Source organism: Paraburkholderia sediminicola, from assembly GCF_046026855.1.
GTDB lineage: Bacteria > Pseudomonadota > Gammaproteobacteria > Burkholderiales > Burkholderiaceae > Paraburkholderia > Paraburkholderia sediminicola_A.
This window is the reverse complement of sequence record NZ_JAQQET010000005.1, coordinates 57,257-76,648: the sequence shown is the minus strand read 5'-3', so window position 1 is coordinate 76,648 and position 19,392 is coordinate 57,257. Positions and strand designations below refer to the sequence as shown.

Below are 19,392 nucleotides of genomic sequence, written 5' to 3'. Positions count from 1 at the left end.
GCAAAGACGCTCCGACAATCATGGAGACAAACCGAATGGCAACCGAACAAAGCCGGTATCGACCCTGGCGGGCGTGGTCCATCGCGATCATGCTGGCCTTGATGATGCTCGTGAACTTTCTGGACAAGGTCGTGCTTGGCCTCGTATCCGTACCGATGATGCGCGAGCTTCATCTGTCGCCCACGCAGTTCGGGCTGATCGGCGGCAGTCTCAACTGGCTGTTCTCGATCTCTGCCGTGCTCGGCGGGCTCGCGGCGAACCGCGCGTCGACAAAATGGCTGTTGCTGCTGATGGCCGGCGCATGGACCGTGCTGCAATTGCCGATGCTCGTTGCCGGTTCGATCTGGAGCGTGATCGCGTGCCGTGTCCTGCTTGGCGCGGGCGAAGGGCCTGCGTCGCCGGTTGCCGTGCATGCGCTCTACAAGTGGTTTCCCGATGCAAAGCGCAACCTGCCCGTCGCGGTACTTCACCAGGGCAGCGCGCTCGGCCTGCTGGTGGCCGGCCTGACCATTCCGGCTATTACCGCCCATTGGGGCTGGCGAGCCAATTTTCTCGCGTTGTCGGTACTTGGCAGCCTCTGGTGCGTCGCGTGGCTGGTGTTCGGCGCCGAGGGGAAACTGTCGAGTCCGGCGCGATCGGGCCACACCGCGCGGGTTCCGTATGCGCTGCTGCTGACGGACCGAACGGTCCTGGGCATTTTCGCGGGGCATTTCGCTGCAAACTGGATTCTCGCGATGACGCTCACCTGGACGCCGACCTGGTTGCAACTTGGGATGGGTTACCCACCGCAGGTGGCGGGCCGAATGTTCGCGTTGTTCGTGGCGATCACCGCGCCGCTTAGTCTGGGCCTGGCCTGGCTGTCCCAGCGCCTGCTGGCGCGCGGCGTGCCGTCGCGGGTTGGGCGTGGCGGCTTCCTGACCGTGACGCTCGTCGTGGCGGGCGCGCTGCTTGCCTCAACGGCGTGGCCAGGTCTCCCACCGATGTTCAGGTTCGTCTTGCTGACGCTCGGCAGCGGCATGACGCTCGTGACGTACTCGATTGGGCCGGCCATGCTCGGCGAAGTGACACCTGATTCACAGCGCGGCGGCATTCTCGCGTTAAGCAACGGTTTTTCGTCACTCGCCGGACTCGCCGCGCCGATCGTGACCGGCTTGTTGATCGAAGGCGCCGGTCGGTCGACTGCTGTCGGGTTCGAACAGGCGAGCGTCGCGAGCGGCGTGGTGCTGCTGGGATGCGGCGTGCTCTGCGCTTTCTGCCTCGACCCGCAGCGCTCGCAACGCCGCCTGGCCCTCGGCACGACACACGTGCCGGCGGAGCTCAACCTGGCTGAGCGGGGCTGACGGCACCAGCAAGACTGTTTCTCGTCGCGTACTTCGAATGCGCGACAGTTCACTGCTTTATTAGTTATCCATATTAATATAGATAGAATAATCAAGGAGACGTATGAAGAAGGTCTTGTATGTGACGCTGATGAGTGTGCTTTCCGGCGCAGCCTATGCGCAATCGAGTGTCACGCTGTACGGCGACATCGGTGGTGGTCTCCGATGGACGAATGGTGCCAAGGGCGGTAGCGTAGTTGGCTTCAACAACAATATCATTGCCGGCAATCAGTTCGGCTTTACCGGCAAAGAGGACTTAGGCAACGGTCTCAAGGCGATCTTCAAGCTCGAGGGCTCATTCAGCAGCGGCACTGGCGCGGTAAAGACCTCGGGTACGCTGTTTTCTCAGGCGGCCTTTGTCGGTTTGACGGGCGATTTCGGGCGTTTGACATTCGGCAGGCAACTGAACGCCAACGAAGACTTTGGCATTCTCATCGATCCCAGTGGCGGGCGAGGGTCGTCCATCGCAATCGAACCCGGCGTTGTGTACAGCGCGAACTATTTCACGCTCGATTCGCGCTTCAATAACACCATCAAGTACCTCGGGCAGGTCGGCGGATTCCGCTTCGGCGCCAGCTATTCGCCAGGCGGCGTGGCTGGCAATACGCGCGCTGGTACGAACTTCTCCGGTGCTGCCATGTATCAATGGGGACCCGCGCTTGGCGGCGTGTCCTATCAGAAGACCTACAACGCCGCTGCGACGCAGTGGGCGCAAACGTTCCAGACAGGCGGTACGCTGCAGATCGGGCCGGCGCGCCTTTACCTGAACTATGCCGACCTCACGGTTACCGGCGCGACGCCGGGCGCGCCCCGGCGCCGTGACAAGATTCCAGGCGGCGGCCTGGTGTGGGTGGTGACGCCGTCGTTCCAGGTCACGGCGGCTTTCACCGACGATATCGCCAGCGACCTCGGCAACGTTCAGTCTGCCAGCGGCCACAAGATCACGACGTTTGCGATCGCCGAGTATTTCATTTCCAAGCAGACCGAGCTCTATGCGGAGGTGGATCGCAATGGCTTCTCGGGCGCCTATCGCTATGACCCTGCCAACATCACGGCCCTTGGCCTCAATCCTGGCGGCCATGGATTGACCGGCGTTTCAGTCGGGTTGATGACTCGCTTCTAGGCATTCGCGGCGACGTGATGAGCGTTCATATCCCCTATTTGTTCACATTGACCGAAGGAATCGCATGATTAACCCGCACCTAAGCCTGCGTACCCTGTTTGCCGCGGCGCTTGTCGCATGCGCTGGCAATGCAATGGCGCAGTCCGCGCCCGCCTCGGCAGACGGAATGGCACACAGCGCCTCCACAGTCGCTACCACGAAGGCTTCGAAAGCGGCGGACAGGAAGCTTGCCCATCGCATTGCCACCGCGCTCGAAAGGACCCGCGGACTGAACGCGGCCCGCATTCTCGTCAAGGTTCGCGACGGGCATGTCACGCTAAACGGCTCGGTCACCGACAACGAGCAGGTCTCGTTGGCTGCGGATGCCGCAAGGCAAGTCGACGGCGTCAAGACTGTGGAGAATTTCGTCCGCGTTTCCGGGCCGTCGCTCTAATGGCGTTGAGAAACCTCGTATCGTGTTATGTCGAGCCTTGCTGCTGCGAAGGCGATAACGACAACGATGAATTTGCAAAACCGCTCATCAAGAGAAAAAGTATGAACATCAGCACACTTTCGTCGGCTTCGACAATCCGCTTGCGCGTTGCGATGTCCGCCATGCTCATCGGCACAATATTGCCGACAGCCGCGCATTCGCAAATGGCTGCGCCCGTCACGGATCCCGTTGAGCTCGGCGTCATGCAAGGTTTTCCTCCGCCGGCGGACAAGCTGGTAACCAAGGCGAACTCCCTGCGCTTTCCCAACCTTGGCTGGGCGCTGCGCAACACGCGCATGATGATGCCGACGGCCAATGTCGAGCATGCGCGTGTGCCGATGCCTTTGCCCGTAGCGTCCACGCTCGACCCTGACAAGGTGCAGTTCACGGTGGATGGAACGACATTGAGTCTGAGCGATTATCTGCGGCGAACCTATACCGATGGTTTCATCGTCATTCACGACGGGAAGATCGTCTACGAGGGCTATTTCAACTCCTATACGCCGCATCAGACTCACGCGTGGGCCTCCATGACCAAATCGATGACGGGACTGATTGCCGCGCAATTGATCGACGAGGGGAAGCTCGACCCGGAAGCGAAACTGTCCACGTACGTACCTGAATTGGCCGGCATCCCATTCGGCGATGCCACCGTGCAGCAGAACCTCGATATGGAAGTGTCAGTCAGTTATCCGGCAGATCTGCCACCGGATCTGGGTCTCTTTGGCGCCGTAGGATTCATTCCCCGGCGCAGCGATGCACCGGACAGCATCTACGATTTTCTGAAGGTGACGCACGCCACGCCGAATGCGACAGCGGGTGAGGTGTGGTATTACCAGAATGGCTCGCCGGAAGCGGTCGCCTGGGCGCTCCGGCGCATTACCGGTTTATCGTGGAGCGAGATGGTATCGCGTTCGATATGGCAAAAAATCGCCGAAGATGACGGAGACGTCGTCGTGGATCGCACGGGGGCGGAAATGGCAAGCGGCGGCTTCAATACGACGCTGCGCGACGCTGCCCGCTTCGGCGAATTAATGCGCAAAGGGGCGGCCGGCGCTTCAACGCTGTTCCCGGTTTCGTCGATTCGTCTTGCCTTGAAACCCACTGACAACGCCGGCGCGTTCGCGAAGGGCAATCTTGCCGTGGGACGGCCCGGCTATTCCTATCACGACTACTGGTACCAGGTGAACGACGATGACAGATCATTCGCGGCCGGCGGACGATTTGGCCAGTCGATTCTCGTGAATCCAAAAGCCGGCATCACGATCGTCAAGTTTTCCTCGTATCCGGATCAAGCGGCGCGCGCGACGAGCGCCGCAGCAGGCAACGCGATCCCCCGCGCGCCACTTGTCACGGCCAAAGCATTGGATGCGGCGGCGCGTGCGATCAAGGCCGCCCTCGGATCCTGAACAGAGATCGGTGCACGTCAGCCCTTCGCCCACGCGGCGGCGGTTGCAATCGCGAAGTCCCGATAGGATCTTGGCTGCCGCCCGAGCAGCGCAGCCAGGCGATCCACTTCGGCTTTCGAAGCGACCGCGCCGTCCTGTTGATACCGGCGCATCATCAGGCGCATGTCGTAGGCGAGCCAGCCCGGCGCGACTGCCTTGAGACGCTGTTCGAGGGTGTCGAGATCGTCGCCGCCGTAGCGGACCGGGCGGCCCAGCGCCTCGGCCCAGATCGCAGCGATGGTGTCCGAAGTCAGCGCGTCGGGACCCACGAGTTCGTACGTTTCACGCGGCAGTGCGTTGGCGGCGCGCTCGCGGCGCAGGAGTTCACGTCCCGCGGCTTCGCCGATATCGCGGACATCGACCATCGAAATCCCTTTGCTGCCAATCGGCATGCCGTAGACACCGTGCGTCAGCAGCGAGTCTTTCTGCCTGATGTCGTTCTGGATGAAATAGGCGGGGCGCAGCACCGTCGCCGGCAGGCCGTCGTGCTCGATCATGCGCTCGACCGTGTGCTTGCCGGTGAAGTGAGGCACGTCGACGTACTCCGCGCCCTTGAAAACCGACAGATAAACAATGCCTTTCACGCCGGCCTCCCGCGCCACGCTCAGCGTCTGCAGGGCCTGGGTCAGTTCGTCCGCGGCGTTGGGGGCCAGCAGGAACAAGGTGCTGACGCCATTCATTGCGCGCCGCACTGCGTCGATATCGGACAGGTCGCCCTTGACCGCGGTGACGCCGTCGGGGAATTGCGCTTTCTCCGGCGAGCGGGTCAGTGCCCGCACTTCGGCGCCGCTGCCGTTCAGATGGTCGAGAACCTGCTTGCCGATCACGCCTGTGCTGCCAGTTACGAGGATTGCCATGATTTTCTCCTGGGGTTGAGTGGACCGGGTTAGTCCATGAGACGAACAATAGTCGTTCCATTGAGTGGCCGAAAGTGCCAGAATCAAGACATCTTGTCTCGTATATGGAACGATCATGGATTTGACGTCGCTGGCGGATTTCAATGCCGTCGCGTTGCACGGCGGCTTCGGGCCGGCCAGTCGCGCGCTCGACCGTCCCAAGGCCACGCTCTCGCGGCGTGTGGCCGAGCTGGAGGAGGACCTCGGTGTGCGGCTGATCGAGCGGGGCGCGCGCCGGCTGCGTCTGACCGAGGAAGGTCTGGCACTCCACGAGCGCACGCGGGGGCTCATGACGGAGATTCAGGAGGCGGGTGAAGCGGTCGCGTCGCGTGCACCCGTTGCGCGTGGGCGGTTGCGTATCAGCGCGCCGGTCGTTTTCGCACATGTCGTGCTGTGCCGGATCGCCGCGCGTTTTGCGCTCGCCTATCCGCAGGTCGAGCTCGAAGTCATTGCAGAAGACCGTGTCTCGGATCCGGTAGAGGACGGGTACGACCTCGTGATCCGCATCGATCCATCGCATGACGAGCAGCTCGTAGGGCGGCGCATTCTCGGTGACGAGCGCCTCGTGGTCGCTTCGCCGGCCATGTCGATACCGTCGGTGGCTGCAAGCGAAGCAGACGAGTTGCAGGTGCCGGCGGTCATGTCGATCGCGGCCCCGTCCGGCGTGCTCTGGAACATACGGACGGAAGGCGGTGGTGTGAGGATCATCAAGCCGATACCGGTGCTGCGGATGTCATCGCTATTGATGGTGCGCGAGGCGGTGTTGCAGGGCGTGGGCGCGGCGCTCCTGCCTCGCTTGCTGGTCGAGCAGGATGTGCAGACGGGACGGCTTGTTTGCTGGGGTGCGGAGGCGGGTTCGCCCGTGGAAATCTGGGCACTTTATAGTTCGCGCCGATTGCTGAGCGCCAAGGTCCGGGCGTTTATGGACATGCTGAAACCGGACTCGGTCAGGCTCTGACGGACCGCTTCCTGAATAGGGCAAGCGCGCGGAAGTTCACGAAGCATGCCGGCGCCACGTACCAGGCCGCAGACATCGGATTGCCAGGCCATTTTCCGATAGATATGCGCAGCGGGTGACAAGCATCGTTCTGAAAAATGTCTGGCGCAATCACATGTTTTTCATTCGCCATGGCGAAAATGCATCAGCGTTTGATTCACTGACATCGGGAGCGCGAGACTCTATCTCGAATCGCTTCAGATCAAATCAATACCGCGCAACGCTCTCTGCAAGGATGGTCGCGGTCTTCCGCAGTAATTAATTATGTTTTTTTTCAGAATTTTATTCGATACGCAATAGCAATAACCTGAGCGATACTCGCGAATTTGCGAATGGCCGGCAAACATATGCTTGCTGCATTTATCACGTTTCACTCGATGATTTACGGTGATTTATGTTATCGAGGAACAACTGTCAGGGGAGCATCACCCATGGTTAAAAAACGAATTCGTGCTGCACTGCTTGGCGTACTGATCACCGTGATTGCGTCAGTGTGTCAGGCGCAATACACCACCGACTGGCTGGCGAATACATTCGGCACCCTTGCTACGCACGTAGGCAACGGCGCGCGCTCGATGTGGGTCGCGCCCGAAGGCGTGATCTACACGGCTTCCCTATGGGATGAAAACGAAGGCGGCGTTGCGATATACCAGAACGGCAAGAGCATCGGATCCATCGGAATCAACAGCGAGTTTCAGGGTGGGGCCATCACGGGGAATGCCACGTCGATCTTCGCCGCCTTGCAGTACAGCACCGTGTACGGCAGCGGGGCGGTAGGGCGGTACAACCGCGCGACTCAGAAACGCGATCTCCTCATTCCCGTGAGTACGTGGAACGCCGTCAAGCGGGCCGATGTCATCACCGGACTCGCAACAACCGGTTCTCTCCTTTATGCGAGCGACCTTTTTGGCAATCGCGTGCGGGTCTACACCACTGACGGCGCGTGGCAGCAGGACATCAGCGTATCGAGTCCCGGTGCACTCGCTCTGGATGGCGCGGGGAATCTCTGGGTCGCGCAGCAAAGCGCGGCCACAGTCGTCGAATTCAGTGCGGCCGGCGCGCTGCTGAACACCATCCAGATGCCTGCGGCCTCGCGACCGTCCGCGCTGTACTTTGACGCATCGTCGGGACAGCTCATGGTTGGCGATCAGGGTCCCGACATGAATATCAAACTCTACAACGTCTCGGGTGCGCCGACCCCGGTCGGCACGTTCGGTATTCAGGGCGGATATCTCGACACCACCACAGGCATCAAAGGCCAGGTCGGCGACAAGCGCTTCACGCGTGTTACCGGCATCGGCAAAGACGCAGCCGGCACCCTGTATGTGCTCAACAACCCATGGGGCGGAGGCTGGGACCTCGGCCGCAATGGCGGCACCGACATTCACGCGTATAACAGTGCCGGCGTCCTGCAATGGAAGCTTCAGTCCCTCAACTTCGAGGCGGTCGCAGCGCCAGACCCGGTTACGGACGCCACTTACTTCTATAGCGGCACCAACATTTACACCGGCACTGCTGGCGGCACGTTTGTTGCGAATACCGTCGACCCGTTCAGCTATCCGTCCGATCCACGCCTCAACATGAACGATACCCAGCGCGACGAGCATTTCGGTCAGCTCGTCAGCGTCGGCGGAAACCGGATACTCGTCGCATCGGGCCAGAATCCGGGCATCTTTTACTTCTTCCATTTCAATCCGGCGAGCGGCTACATCGCTATTCCGGATGCGTCGATTCCGGGCACCGCATTCAATACGACGCTATCGGTCACAGGCGGGTTTTGCATCGATAGCCGGGGAGACGTATGGGCCGGTCTGGACAGGACGAACCACATTTATCACTACCCGCTGACCAGTTTCGATGGTGAGGGCAAGCCGACATGGGGGCCGGGAATCGCCATCTCCATTCCGCAGAGCATCCGGCCGTTGACACGCATCATCTATCTGCCGGAGAGTGACACCATGATTCTCGCGCAAGGCATCGCCGGGAGCTGGGACTGGACGGCGATACAATCGAGGATCGAGGTGTATCACGGCTGGAGCGCGGGCAACACGACGAAGCCCAATCCGGTGATCACCCTCACCAGTGCCAATCCCAAGTCGATCACGGCAGCCGGGAATTATCTTTTCGTCGGTTACGTGCATACGGTGCCCAACATCGACGCCTTCAATCTCACGACAGGCAACCTCGATACGACGCTGATCAATTCGAGTGCGGGTACGGTGGATGTGGGCAATGACGTGGATTCGATGTATGGCCTCAGGGCATACCTTAGATCGGCCGGTGAGTATGTGATCACGAAAGACAACTACAACGGGTCCAGTATGATTGTTTATCGCTGGACGCCGTGATCGGCTGACTTGAAGGGGGCGTCGGCGCTGTGCGGTGCCTGTGGGGACCCGCGCATACATGGACCGCGTGGCCAACATGTCACGCCTCGCGGAACCCCACGACAAACCTCAATTCAACCTTCCCCATGCGACGACGCAGATTCTTTGAATCATTCGGCTTGTTAGCCGCCGGGTTATTGTCAAAAGGCGCCGGCGCCACTTCATCGGCATCGGCACCCGTCGAACGCTCTGCGTTCATACCGGGCGGGGATATGAGCGCCACGCAGGCCGCGCGCCACTACCTGGGCCGTATCGAAGCGATCGACCGGCGTGGCCCGCGCTTGAGCAGCATGATCGAACTGAATCCCGATGCCATGCGGATCGCGGCCGCGATGGACGGCGAGCGCAGCAAGGGCGTGCGCCGTGGCCCGTTGCATGGCGTGCCCGTCGTTATTAAGGACAACATTGCAACCGGCGACCGGATGGCAACAACGGCAGGTTCGCTTGCCCTCGACGGCGTTCGCGCAACCCGCGATGCCGACCTCGTGCGCCGTCTGCGTGAAGCGGGTGCGGTCATCATCGGAAAGACGAATTTGAGTGAATGGGCGAACATCCGTTCCACGCGCTCGACTAGCGGCTGGAGTGCGCGCGGGGGGCTGACGCGCAACCCCTATGCGTTGGACAGGAATACGAGCGGATCGAGCTCCGGCTCCGCGGCGGCGATCGCCGCGGGTTTGGCGGCAATGGCGATCGGCACCGAAACAGACGGATCGATTGTGTCACCTGCGTCGATCTGCGGGGTGGTAGGACTCAAGCCGACCGTCGGACGGGTAAGCCGTGACGGCATCATTCCGATTTCACACACGCAGGACACGCCCGGTCCGATTACCCGATCGGTCCACGACGCGGCGTTGCTGCTTTCGGCAATTGCAGGAACGGACGCGCGTGATCCGCAAACGTCGACAGCACCTGCACCGGACGATTATGTTCGCGCGCTGAACAAGGACGCGTTGAAAGGCGCCCGGATTGGCGTCGCGCGAGAGTTTTTTACAGGGCACGACGAAGTCGACCAGCAGATCGAACTGGCGATCGCGCAACTGCGGCTGCTCGGCGCCGAAGTGATTGATCCGGTCGATCTGCCGCGCGTCAGTTACGACAAGGAAGAGTTGTCCGTCTTGCTGCATGAATTCAAGCACGATCTGCCGCTGTGGCTCGACACGTTCGCGCCGCATGCACAGGTTCGCAATCTCGCCGATCTGCTCGCTTTCAACAACGCGCATCTCAATCGCGAACAGCCTTACTTCGGCCAGGAACTCTTCACTCAGGCTGAAGCCCTGGGTGGTCTCGATAGCGATGCGTATAAAAGCGCGCTGGCAACTTGCCGCACGCAATCGCGTGACGAAGGTTTGGACCGCGTGCTCCGTCAGCATGACTTGGACGCGATCGTCGCGCCGACGGGCGGGACCGCATGGTTGACCGACTTCATCAACGGTGACAGCAATAACGGCGGCTTTTCAACGCCAGCCGCGGTGGCCGGCTATCCGCATCTGACAGTGCCGGCGGGGCAAGTGCGTGGTTTGCCGGTTGGTTTGTCGTTTGTTGGACCCGCCTGGAGCGAAGCACGGTTGCTGGCACTGGGTTATGCGTTCGAGCAGGCCACTCAATGGCGCAGGGAGCCACAATTTCTGAAGCGTACCGATGTGCCTCCAGCTTCGTCCTAATCGACATCTGCCTATTGTTCATACAAATAGACTTCGGGTATCTTATGCGAGAAAATTAATCAACCTTTTTTCTCCCGATTCCGCCGTCTCGGTCTGTCGGTCGTGATAGTACTCGCCATCTAGCCTGTATAAAGGCACAGGGTTTAATCCCGCAAAGGTTTGCGGGAGATCTTATTCTTCTCTTCAATTAAAAGACTTGAAAAATCAATTAGATGAAAGTTTTTTCTGGAAGTCTCTGGCAGTAATTGACAAAAAAAAGCCGACACATTGTGTCGGCCGGAAAGACTCTGGCGTCCGAGGATTGCATGCCAGAACCTGAGAGACGGTAGTCAGTCAAACTTACGGGTGATGGTGCCAGGCGCGGGCATTTTTTCCCGCGTACCAAGTTTAACTATGCGTTGGCATGGCAGCGTGGCACAGATTTATCTTTTAATGGGCCAAGTTCGCTGGGGAGTGATCATAAACCAAAAGCATGAGCCAAGCATAAGGCCGTCAAAAAAATTTGTCGGTCGGTCGTCACCGAATTCATGCATCAGGGCATCCTGATATTCGTGTAGGGATTTCCTTAGTTGAGTTCTATTCCGTACTAATGTGATGTCTGATCGCGTAGCGAATCAATTCCGAATTATTGTTGAGTCCCAGTTTTTGCATGAGGCGCATTTTATGTGTGCTGATGGTCTTCGCGCTGAGCGAGAACGCTTCGGCGATGTCGTTGATGCTCTTTCCACCAGCCAGGGCTTGCAACACCTGGAATTCACGATCGGACAGAATGTCGTGCGGTGGGGTGTCACCGGAATGCGTGCCGAAGATCATCGAGTCCACCAGCTTCGGATCGATGAATCGTCCGCCTTCGGCCAGCTTGCGAATCGCGGTAAGCAGGATCTCCGGGTCGCTATCTTTGGTGAGGTAGCCGGTTGCACCAGCGCGCAATGCGCGCGAGACGACCTGGGCCTCGTTGTGAATGCTCAGCACGAGCACCGGCAGGCTGGTGTACTCCGTCCTGATGCGCCGGATCAGGTCGATGCCGCTAATTCCCGGCATCGTCATATCGAGCAGCAACAGGTCCGGACACCGGGCGCGTAGTTTATCGAGCACTTCGGCGCCTTCGGCCGCCTCGTCGGCAACGATCATGTCGGTGGTGGTTGCGATGATCTGCTTCAGGCCACCTCGCACGATCGCATGGTCGTCTGCAATGAGGATTTTTATCATGTGTTTTTCTCGGTCCTGAGCGGGACGTGAATAGGGACGATTATGCCCGCGCTGGGCGCGCTCCCGTTCTTCAATGTGCGGCCAATCGTCATTCATCGCTGGTGCTTCCTCTCGAGATGTTCCTCCACGAGCAGCAGAATAGCTTTTGACTGATAGCCTTTCACGAGCGCGCGCAACTCCGTTGCCAAGGCCAGATTGCGCTCGTCGAGCGCCGCCATCCTGTCGGCCCATTCGGCAATGGCGCGCATATCGCCCAGACGGGCGAGACGATGCAGGTTGTCGAGCTCATCATCGGGTAACACCTCGGGCAACACGTAAGAGGGCGTTCGCGATGTTTCAGATTGCGGCGGGCGGGTCACCGGCGAGTAAGTCCACTCCAGCGCCAGTAAGTCCGCCAGATGGGTTTGCAACCGGTCGAAGTCGATCGGTTTGGAAAGGAAAGCGTTTGCGCCTGCGTCGGTGCTTCGCTTCTCGTCGCTCCAGGAAGGATTCGCCGACACGACGATGATCGGAATATCGCCCAGTCCCGGTAATCGACGCAATCTGCGCGTCGTCTCGAGTCCGTCCATTTCCGGCATCAGGATGTCGGTCATGATGAGCGACGGCGCCTCGCTGCGCGCCTTCGCGAGTCCTTCATGTCCACTGGCGGCCTCCACAGCGTCGAAGCCCAGTTGTTCCAGAAATTCGATTGCCACGGCCCGATTGACGGGTTCGTCGTCGATCATCAGCACTTTGCGGCGCGGGCCGGTATAGCCGGTTACGCGCCGCGCGGCAGGGGTGGACAGGTCGGCGCGTGCTGCGGACGCGTCGACAACGGCCGGCGCGAGATCGAACCAGAAAGCGCTTCCGTGCGCCACCTCGCTTTCTACGCGGATTTCGCCATCCATTGCACGTACGAACTGCTGGCTGATCGCGAGACCGAGCCCTGCGCCGCCGGCGCGCCGTTCGGGGCTACCGGCTTGCTCAAAAGGCTCGAATATCGCGCTGAGCCTGTCGGCGGGGATGCCGATACCCGAATCGCGTACGCAGAAGCGCACCGCGCCCGCAGGTGTTCGGGTGACTTGCAGACTGACCCATCCTGCGTCCGTGAATCTGACCGCATTCGCCAGCAAATTAAGCAGTACCTGCCGTAAGCGGCGCTCATCTGCCCGCACCGCGCAGCCCAGGTCGGCGGCTGACTCGCACAGGAATCGCAGACGCTTCTGCTCCGCCTTCACGCCGATGATGTCGCGGATCGTATCGAGGACGCCCGGCAGGGATACGTCGCTCATCTCAATGCGCAGCTTGCCGGCTTCGATACGCGCGAAATCGAGCGTATCGTCGATCAGCGTCAGCAGATGCTCGCCGCTACGGTGGATAACTTCGACCGCGTTGCGTTGACGCTCGCTCTGGTTGCTGTCGCGCAGCAAAATCTGCGCATAACCGAGGATACCGTTCAGCGGCGTACGCAGTTCATGGCTCATGTTCGCGAGGAACTCGCTCTTGGCCCGGTTGGCGGCTTCGGCCAGATGTCGCGCTTCCCGCTGCGCGGTGGCATCGCGCTCGGCGAGATAAGCGTCGTGCAGCCGCGCGCCCATGCTGTTGAACGCGGTGACCACGCGATCGAGTTCGTCCGGCCGGCTCGGCCGGCGGCGCGGCAGGACGAACGGCTTCGGCGCCGCACGGAAATCGTATTCGCCGACCAGGCGGGCAATCGTGGCGAGATGCCGCGTAACGAGGCGCGAGAAGATGTAGATGGTGAACAGCGCAACGATGAACGTATAGGTGGCCTGACTGACCAGAATGACCAGCGCGGTTTGCGTCAGTGCATGATAGAGGTTCGCAAGCGTCGCTTGTACATAGAGGCTGCCGATCTTCTGCTGAGTCCCGTGGATAGAATAAAAGATCGGGAATTCGCGGGATATCACGGCGCCCGTCATGCGCTGGCCAGCTGTCACCACCATCGGCGTGCCGCTCGAACCGGTCTCGCGAACCTCGGCGGCGCACATGTCGGCAAGTCGCAAGATGCCGTTCAGTTGAAGTTGAAGTTCAGTGCGATTGAGCTGCCACAAACCCTCGCCAAGGCTGTCGCGATTGCTTCTGTCGATGTCTGATAGACGGGTTTCAATCAGTTCGACGCCGCGGCTATAGTCGCGATAGAGTTGTAGTGCGCTCAGCAATAGCGTGACCGCGCAACTGAACAGCAGCACGGTAGCCAATAGCCGGAAAACCACGCTGTGCCTGAATCGGCCGGGCGTGGCAAAGAGTGAGCCAAAGCTATTCACCGCCATATTTCCCCGCGAGTGCAGTGATTTTTATATCTGTATTCTGCACTCGCGGCGGAATTGCGGTCTATAAGGGGCCGGCGAGGATATCTGCTACTGCAACCGCCGACACCTGATCCGCTGCGTTTGCGAGCCGTGCTCGCATCCACGTGATGCCAACGCCATTCGCGGTAGCCGCGCCACGTGGCACAGGCTCTCCAACAATTTCGCGGGCACTGCCGATTAATTCGCGCATCATGCTCCACTCACGCTTAGTGATTTTCCCCGCCTGAAACTGACACAAATCCGACATGGCGTCGGCCAGACGCTTGATCGCAGGCAGATCGTGACCGGTGAGCGGCCAGCAGTGCAAAAGATAGGCAAGCGGTACCCGTTTTCTTTCTTCACACCAAAGCTCAAATAGACCTGTGCACAGCTCGTCGATGCGTTTGACTGTTTCTTTGCACGGCAAAAAGTAGTCGGTCATGACGGTGGTCCGGCGACGGTGTGTGATGAACCACTTTAAACGCCCTGCCCAGGCGCCGCCGTCAGACAGTCCGGACTGTGGGCTGCTGGTTCCCTGATTTTCTGGTCAGGAAATCCTTAGCTTCTATAGTCTTCCGAATCAATTCCCGCTTGCCTCCCGCTTTTTCCCGTCGAATGGATCGAGCCAGAGTTCTTTGCGATCCAATGGCACCCATGGCGGGAGAGAGGGATTCTTCAATTCGATCAGCACACGGCGTTCGAGGTGCAGATCGGCGATTCCTTGCGCGAAGTGTTCACGGAACAGCGCCTCAAAGCTCCCGTCCTTCAGCATGGCCTCGAGGCCGTCTCTGATCCGTCTCGCCAGCAGCGGCTCGGTTTTGCTGACGTAGAAGAACTGGGCATACGGGTATCGGATCAGCAGATGAGAATCGATTCTCATATTTGGGTAGCTGGCCTGAAAAGCCTTCAATTCATGCGTGATCTCCACCACGCCGCGCGGGAAAATGTCGAAGCGGTGGTCGGCCAGCATCATAAAAAGCAGCTCGTAGCGGCTTGCGGTGACGAGTGGAACGCCGGCGAGGCGATATACGGGCACGTCGCCCCAGTCCTGACCCTGACCGATGCTGAGCGTGCGAAGACCCTGGAGGTCGTGGATCGCGTTGAGCTTTGCCTGCTCGCCCTGATTGATGAGCGCCACCCGATAGCCCAGCAGGCCACGGTCGATGGGAATCGGCACCGGAATCGCCGCTGCGTCGAGTTCCGGGTGTCCGGGCTCGCTCGCCACGACGTTGATCACGCGGCCCGAGATCACCTCGTCGGCCTCGCGCTGAGCCGACATCGGCGAAAAATAGTCGTCTATGACGTACGGGCCGTAGGTCGGTACCGTGTGGTTCAGCGCGGTGATGAGAAAGGCCCACCGGCCCTCTCGCACAACGTCTCCGGAGATGCGAAGAATCCGCACGTGAGTGGGGGCGGCGTGCGCCGCCACAGCCGATGTATCGGGTGCGGTGGCGCTGCCGAAGGCCGGGCTCAACAACGCGACGGCAATGAGGGAGAGCGCTGCAGACAGTTTGATACCGCCACGTGATCTGGATCGGCGGATTCCATCAATGTGATTGAGGGCGAACATGAGTGGCTTGAACCGGAAACGACGAGTAAGCGCAGTATGAGTTCGAGTGATTGCTTTGGCCAACTTCAATAGTTGCCGCGTGGAGACTGCCACACACTGGCGCTATGCTAGCGGCTTCGTCTACCTCGAGGAGCAACTGATGAAACGGACCACAGGATCGATGATCACGTTTAACCGCCCTGACGGCAAGGAAGTTCAGGGTTATCTCGCCAGGCCAGAGAAGCCGGAGGGCGCGCCCGCCATCGTGGTGATTCAGGAGTGGTGGGGTTTGAACGACCAGATTCGCGGCGTGGCGGACCGGCTCGCGCAGGCCGGCTATCTGGCGCTGGTGCCCGATCTCTACCGCGGCAAATCGACGGTTGAGGAAGAAGAGGCCCACCACCTGATGAGCGGGCTCGACTTTGGCGACGCCGCCGCCCAGGACGTTCGGGGTGCCGTTCAGTACCTGAAGCAGCATTCGGCGAACGTTGGCGTGACCGGCTATTGCATGGGTGGCGCGCTTACTTTGCTTGCGCTATGCAATATCCCTGAAGTGTCGGCCGGCGTGGTGTGGTACGGCTTTCCTCCGCTCGAGTATATCGATGCCTCGAAAATCAAGGTTCCGGTTCTCGGTCACTGGGCTACGCAAGACGAATTCTTCCCGGTTGGAACGGTCGACGCACTGGAAGCCAAGCTCTCCGCGGCCGATGTCGATGTCGAGTTTCATCGCTATCTCGCGCATCATGCGTTCGCGAACGAAACCGCCGTCGGGCCGGGCCGTATCGCGAAGACCCAGTTCGATCCGGTCTGGTCGCAGCAGGCCTGGGACCGCACGCTAACGTTCTTCGGCCGCACGCTCTGGAAGTAACAGGCAAGCTCAAACCCACATTGCAAGGTGGACGCCAGCGTCCGCGAGCCTGGCCGCCGGCCGGCACCGTATCGCTGAGCGATAGGGCGTCGGCGCCGCTGGTGCGCACTGGAGGCTGGCGGTGCGCCACTCTGTTTACCTATACTCGTCTCACTCTGTAAGGCAGCCCAATCGCCGTAATACCAACAAGACGGAGCCTCACATGCCTGTTGCGATGCGAAACACGACCCTCGTGCTGCTGACCTGTTTCACGTTGGGCGTCAGTGCTTGTGTGCAAGCCGGCTCCAGTTGCGATGAGGAGTGCAATGCCCGCGGCCGGCTACTCGATCATCGCGTCACGCTACGGCTCAGCGCCGCGGCGTTTTCAAAATTGCTTGCGTCGAACGCATCCGGCCAGCAACTCGCGCAGATCGCCGGCACGCCTGCTTGCGGCGTGGAAATGGTGACTTTCCGCTACCGGACCATCGGCGGCGCGGGCGAGCCCACCACCGCCAGCGGCGCGCTGATGATGCCGGCCGGCCGGTCGGCGGCATGTAGCGGGCCGCGTCCGCTGATGCTCTACGCGCACGGCACGACCGCGTATCGCAACTACAACATCGCCGATATCACGCAAACGGATCCAGGCAACGGTGACGGCGCCGGGGAAGGGATCAGCGTTGCCGCCATGTACGCGGCGCAGGGCTATATCGTGGTGGCGACTAACTACGCGGGCTACGCCGGCTCCGATCTCACGTACCACCCCTACCTGAACGCCGACCAGCAATCCGCCGATGTGATCGACTCGCTTCGGGCGGCGCGGGTTGCACTGAGTGAAGCGAAACCAGGAAGCGGGGCGCGCGAGAACGGCAAGCTCTTTGTCACCGGCTATTCGCAAGGCGGCTTCGTGGCATTGGCGACGCATCGTGCGTTGCAGGCGGCTGGCGTCAAAGTCACGGCATCCGCGCCGGGATCGGGTCCGTATGCGCTCGCCGCCACCGCGGACGCGCTCGTCGAAGGCGAGGTCAACCTGGGTTCGACACTGTTCACGACTTTGATCGTGACGGGATATCAGCATGCCTACGAGAACATCTATCGCAAACCTGGCGACTTCTATGAAGCGGCCTACGCCCCTGGCATTGAGAATCTGCTGCCAAGCCTGCAGCCTCTCAATACGTTGTTCGCTCAGGGGAAACTGCCCTCGGCGCAACTCTTCAGCAGCGTTCCTCCCGCACCGCAATATGCGTCGATGACGCCGCCGACGTCGCCACCCCTCACCCCGCCCTCGCTAACGCCTTTGTTCGCTGCCGGATTCGGCAAAGCCAATCTCGTGCGCAACGCGTATCGGCTGAGTCTTCTGGAAGACGCCGAGGCCAATCCCGATGGCGCGTTTCCCAACACGACGGTTGCGTTGACGCCCGCGGCAAATCCTATGCATCCGTTGCGCCAGGCGTTCAAGCGCAATGACTTGCGCAACTGGGTGCCGCGAGCGCCGGTGCTGCTGTGCGGCGGCGGCTCGGATCCCACCGTGTTTTTCTTCAACGCACGTATCGAGCAGGCCTACTGGCAGAACGCCAAAGTGCCGGCAGGGCTCACGTCCGTGCTGGACGTGGATTCTCCGATTGCCGGGCCCAATGATCCGTACGCGCCCATCAAACAGGGTTTCGCCAGTGCGAAAGCGACGCTTGCGAATCAGGCCGTTGCGGGCGGCGCAACCGACGGCGGCGCCTCAGCGGTGCTTCAGGCCTATCACGGTGAACTGGTCGCGTCGTTCTGCATGGTTGCTGCGCGGGCCTTCTTCACAAATTTCTGAGCGTTGCCGCGGATTTGGGCGTCTGTCGCAGCACGGGCATCAATGCTGGCGGACGCCCTTGCAGATCGCCTCGCGGCGAGTCACTGGCGATCGGAAAAATAGCTGTTTCTGCCGTTTCGCATGAAGTCCGGATCGGTCGCAAATTAGCGACATTTGCGAAAATTTCCCCCGCCTGCGGCTATCATGCGCTGACAACAGAACTGGCGGGGGAAAGCCTTGACGACCGATTCCGAGGCCCGGGACGCGGCTCCTGCGGCTTGCATTTACACCCACTTTGATACGCACCACGAAGCGCCACGCGCGCAGTTGCCTGCGTGGCGGGACCGCCTGGGCCACTTTCTCGATGTGCCGATTTCGCGCCGGCAACTGGCCGATGGCTTCAGCGGCGCGATCGACAGTTACACGGCCGCCGATCTGACGTTCATGGATTGCCGCACGGATCCGGTATCGCAGGCGCGATCCGTCGCGCGTATTTCCACCGATTCGGTCCGCCAGTTTGTCTTTCATGTGGTCGTGGAAGGCAGCATCGAGACCGGAGCAGGTCTGTATCCGAAGCGCAAGGCGTTGCAAACGAGGCCGGGCATTCTCGCGCTGGATATGAACCAGCCGATGCATATGACGCGCAGTGCGTGCCGAGTGCAGGCGCTTTTCCTGCCGCGTTCGCTGGTGGAATCCGTCTTGCCGGAAGCTGAATCGATTCATGGCAGCATGATCGAATACCACTCGCCGCTCGCGCAGATGATTCCAGGCCATCTCGCCAATCTTGGCCAGAACCTGCACAAGATGAATGCGCAGGAAGCGCATAGCGCGATGTACACCTGTGCGTTGTTGATTGCGGCGGCGTTCGGGAAGGAGGCGCGTCTAACCGGCAATGCACGCGCGGCTGCTCGCACCGCTATGTTCTCGACGGCGCGCCGCTACATCGAAGCCAATCTGGGGCAGATGGATCTCACGCTGGAGAGCGTGCTCGCTGCATCGCAACTTTCACGGCCCACGCTGTATCGTCTCTTCGAACCCGAAGGTGGATTGGCCGCCTATATTCGCAATCGCCGGCTGCGCGAGGCCGCCGATGAATTACACCGATACCCGGGGAAAGCGATCGTCGAGATTGCTTATGGCGTAGGCTTCAATAGCGCGTCGGACTTCAATCGCGCGTTTCGCCGTGCGTATGACATGTCGCCGAGCGATTTCCGGGCGCTTGCACGATAAACACGCTATCGATAGATGCGATAAGAACGAAGACTGCCAACGAAGGCTGATGGTGAAGGTCCGAAACATAGGGCCGCGGGTCCGGTGAATATACGCTGGATAGCAGCCCGGACGACA

At 60.4% G+C, this 19,392-nt stretch carries 15 protein-coding genes; 10 read left to right on the top strand and 5 right to left on the bottom strand.

What is annotated here, in order from left to right; all coding sequences use genetic code 11:
* The first annotated feature begins 35 nt into the window (after nucleotides 1-35).
* The 4 genes from PQR40_RS07180 (at nucleotide 36) to PQR40_RS07165 (ending at nucleotide 4,383) form a co-directional block, all read left to right on the top strand.
* Nucleotides 36-1,340, top strand: coding sequence for an MFS transporter (locus PQR40_RS07180; protein WP_408236564.1), 1,305 nt, complete (start codon nucleotides 36-38; stop codon nucleotides 1,338-1,340).
* 103 nt (nucleotides 1,341-1,443) lie between these two features.
* Nucleotides 1,444-2,502 (top strand): porin, encoded by a 1,059-nt coding sequence (locus PQR40_RS07175; RefSeq protein WP_408236561.1) that lies wholly within the window; start codon nucleotides 1,444-1,446, stop codon nucleotides 2,500-2,502.
* Between the two features lie 64 nt (nucleotides 2,503-2,566).
* Complete coding sequence (locus PQR40_RS07170) at nucleotides 2,567-2,935, top strand: BON domain-containing protein (protein ID WP_408508680.1); 369 nt, start codon at nucleotides 2,567-2,569, stop codon at nucleotides 2,933-2,935.
* Between the two features lie 101 nt (nucleotides 2,936-3,036).
* The gene (locus tag PQR40_RS07165; RefSeq protein ID WP_408390315.1) at nucleotides 3,037-4,383 is read left to right on the top strand and encodes a serine hydrolase domain-containing protein; all 1,347 of its coding nucleotides are present in this window, start codon (nucleotides 3,037-3,039) and stop codon (nucleotides 4,381-4,383) included.
* 17 nt (nucleotides 4,384-4,400) lie between these two features.
* On the opposite strand, the gene PQR40_RS07160 is transcribed toward PQR40_RS07165, so the two are convergent.
* The gene (locus tag PQR40_RS07160) at nucleotides 4,401-5,279 is read right to left on the bottom strand and encodes an NmrA/HSCARG family protein (RefSeq protein WP_408390312.1); all 879 of its coding nucleotides are present in this window, start codon (nucleotides 5,277-5,279) and stop codon (nucleotides 4,401-4,403) included.
* 115 nt (nucleotides 5,280-5,394) lie between these two features.
* Between PQR40_RS07160 and PQR40_RS07155 the strand changes: the two genes are divergently transcribed.
* The 3 genes from PQR40_RS07155 (at nucleotide 5,395) to PQR40_RS07145 (ending at nucleotide 10,363) form a co-directional block, all read left to right on the top strand.
* A complete protein-coding gene (locus PQR40_RS07155; protein WP_408236550.1) occupies nucleotides 5,395-6,276 on the top strand; it encodes a LysR family transcriptional regulator in 882 nt (293 codons plus the stop codon).
* 470 nt (nucleotides 6,277-6,746) lie between these two features.
* Complete coding sequence (locus PQR40_RS07150; RefSeq protein ID WP_408390309.1) at nucleotides 6,747-8,663, top strand: SMP-30/gluconolactonase/LRE family protein; 1,917 nt, start codon at nucleotides 6,747-6,749, stop codon at nucleotides 8,661-8,663.
* A gap of 125 nt (nucleotides 8,664-8,788) precedes the next feature.
* The gene (locus PQR40_RS07145; RefSeq protein WP_408338315.1) at nucleotides 8,789-10,363 is read left to right on the top strand and encodes an amidase; all 1,575 of its coding nucleotides are present in this window, start codon (nucleotides 8,789-8,791) and stop codon (nucleotides 10,361-10,363) included.
* A 576-nt stretch (nucleotides 10,364-10,939) separates the two neighbouring features.
* Here the strand turns inward: PQR40_RS07145 and PQR40_RS07140 are convergent.
* From PQR40_RS07140 to PQR40_RS07125, 4 genes are all read right to left on the bottom strand, one after another.
* The gene (locus PQR40_RS07140; protein WP_408236752.1) at nucleotides 10,940-11,572 is read right to left on the bottom strand and encodes a response regulator; all 633 of its coding nucleotides are present in this window, start codon (nucleotides 11,570-11,572) and stop codon (nucleotides 10,940-10,942) included.
* A 92-nt stretch (nucleotides 11,573-11,664) separates the two neighbouring features.
* Nucleotides 11,665-13,842, bottom strand: a complete 2,178-nt coding sequence (locus tag PQR40_RS07135; protein ID WP_408508679.1) for an ATP-binding protein — start codon at nucleotides 13,840-13,842, stop codon at nucleotides 11,665-11,667.
* 61 nt (nucleotides 13,843-13,903) lie between these two features.
* The gene (locus tag PQR40_RS07130; RefSeq protein WP_408508678.1) at nucleotides 13,904-14,302 is read right to left on the bottom strand and encodes a hypothetical protein; all 399 of its coding nucleotides are present in this window, start codon (nucleotides 14,300-14,302) and stop codon (nucleotides 13,904-13,906) included.
* Nucleotides 14,303-14,440: 138 nt separating this feature from the next.
* Nucleotides 14,441-15,430, bottom strand: a complete 990-nt coding sequence (locus tag PQR40_RS07125) for a transporter substrate-binding domain-containing protein (protein WP_408508677.1) — start codon at nucleotides 15,428-15,430, stop codon at nucleotides 14,441-14,443.
* A 139-nt stretch (nucleotides 15,431-15,569) separates the two neighbouring features.
* Here PQR40_RS07125 and PQR40_RS07120 point away from each other — a divergent pair, with 139 nt between their 5' ends.
* The 3 genes from PQR40_RS07120 (at nucleotide 15,570) to PQR40_RS07110 (ending at nucleotide 19,275) form a co-directional block, all read left to right on the top strand.
* Nucleotides 15,570-16,277, top strand: a complete 708-nt coding sequence (locus tag PQR40_RS07120) for a dienelactone hydrolase family protein (RefSeq protein ID WP_408236532.1) — start codon at nucleotides 15,570-15,572, stop codon at nucleotides 16,275-16,277.
* 202 nt (nucleotides 16,278-16,479) lie between these two features.
* On the top strand, nucleotides 16,480-18,066 hold the full coding sequence (locus tag PQR40_RS07115) for an alpha/beta hydrolase family protein (protein WP_408390306.1): 1,587 nt from the start codon (nucleotides 16,480-16,482) through the stop codon (nucleotides 18,064-18,066).
* A gap of 216 nt (nucleotides 18,067-18,282) precedes the next feature.
* Nucleotides 18,283-19,275, top strand: a complete 993-nt coding sequence (locus PQR40_RS07110) for a helix-turn-helix domain-containing protein (RefSeq protein WP_408236526.1) — start codon at nucleotides 18,283-18,285, stop codon at nucleotides 19,273-19,275.
* Nucleotides 19,276-19,392 lie beyond the last annotated feature (117 nt).

Bases quoted from the DNA above. Each gene is read 5' to 3' on its own strand.
- PQR40_RS07125 (WP_408508677.1), bottom strand. From the start codon at position 15,430: ATGTTCGCCCTCAATCACATTGATGGAATCCGCCGATCCAGATCACGT.
- PQR40_RS07180 (WP_408236564.1), top strand. From the start codon at position 36: ATGGCAACCGAACAAAGCCGGTATCGACCCTGGCGGGCGTGGTCCATC.
- PQR40_RS07165 (WP_408390315.1), top strand. From the start codon at position 3,037: ATGAACATCAGCACACTTTCGTCGGCTTCGACAATCCGCTTGCGCGTT.
- PQR40_RS07135 (WP_408508679.1), bottom strand. From the start codon at position 13,842: ATGGCGGTGAATAGCTTTGGCTCACTCTTTGCCACGCCCGGCCGATTC.
- PQR40_RS07150 (WP_408390309.1), top strand. From the start codon at position 6,747: ATGGTTAAAAAACGAATTCGTGCTGCACTGCTTGGCGTACTGATCACC.
- PQR40_RS07155 (WP_408236550.1), top strand. From the start codon at position 5,395: ATGGATTTGACGTCGCTGGCGGATTTCAATGCCGTCGCGTTGCACGGC.
- PQR40_RS07145 (WP_408338315.1), top strand. From the start codon at position 8,789: ATGCGACGACGCAGATTCTTTGAATCATTCGGCTTGTTAGCCGCCGGG.
- PQR40_RS07120 (WP_408236532.1), top strand. From the start codon at position 15,570: ATGAAACGGACCACAGGATCGATGATCACGTTTAACCGCCCTGACGGC.
- PQR40_RS07130 (WP_408508678.1), bottom strand. From the start codon at position 14,302: ATGACCGACTACTTTTTGCCGTGCAAAGAAACAGTCAAACGCATCGAC.
- PQR40_RS07160 (WP_408390312.1), bottom strand. From the start codon at position 5,279: ATGGCAATCCTCGTAACTGGCAGCACAGGCGTGATCGGCAAGCAGGTT.
- PQR40_RS07115 (WP_408390306.1), top strand. From the start codon at position 16,480: ATGCCTGTTGCGATGCGAAACACGACCCTCGTGCTGCTGACCTGTTTC.
- PQR40_RS07170 (WP_408508680.1), top strand. From the start codon at position 2,567: ATGATTAACCCGCACCTAAGCCTGCGTACCCTGTTTGCCGCGGCGCTT.
- PQR40_RS07175 (WP_408236561.1), top strand. From the start codon at position 1,444: ATGAAGAAGGTCTTGTATGTGACGCTGATGAGTGTGCTTTCCGGCGCA.
- PQR40_RS07140 (WP_408236752.1), bottom strand. From the start codon at position 11,572: ATGATAAAAATCCTCATTGCAGACGACCATGCGATCGTGCGAGGTGGC.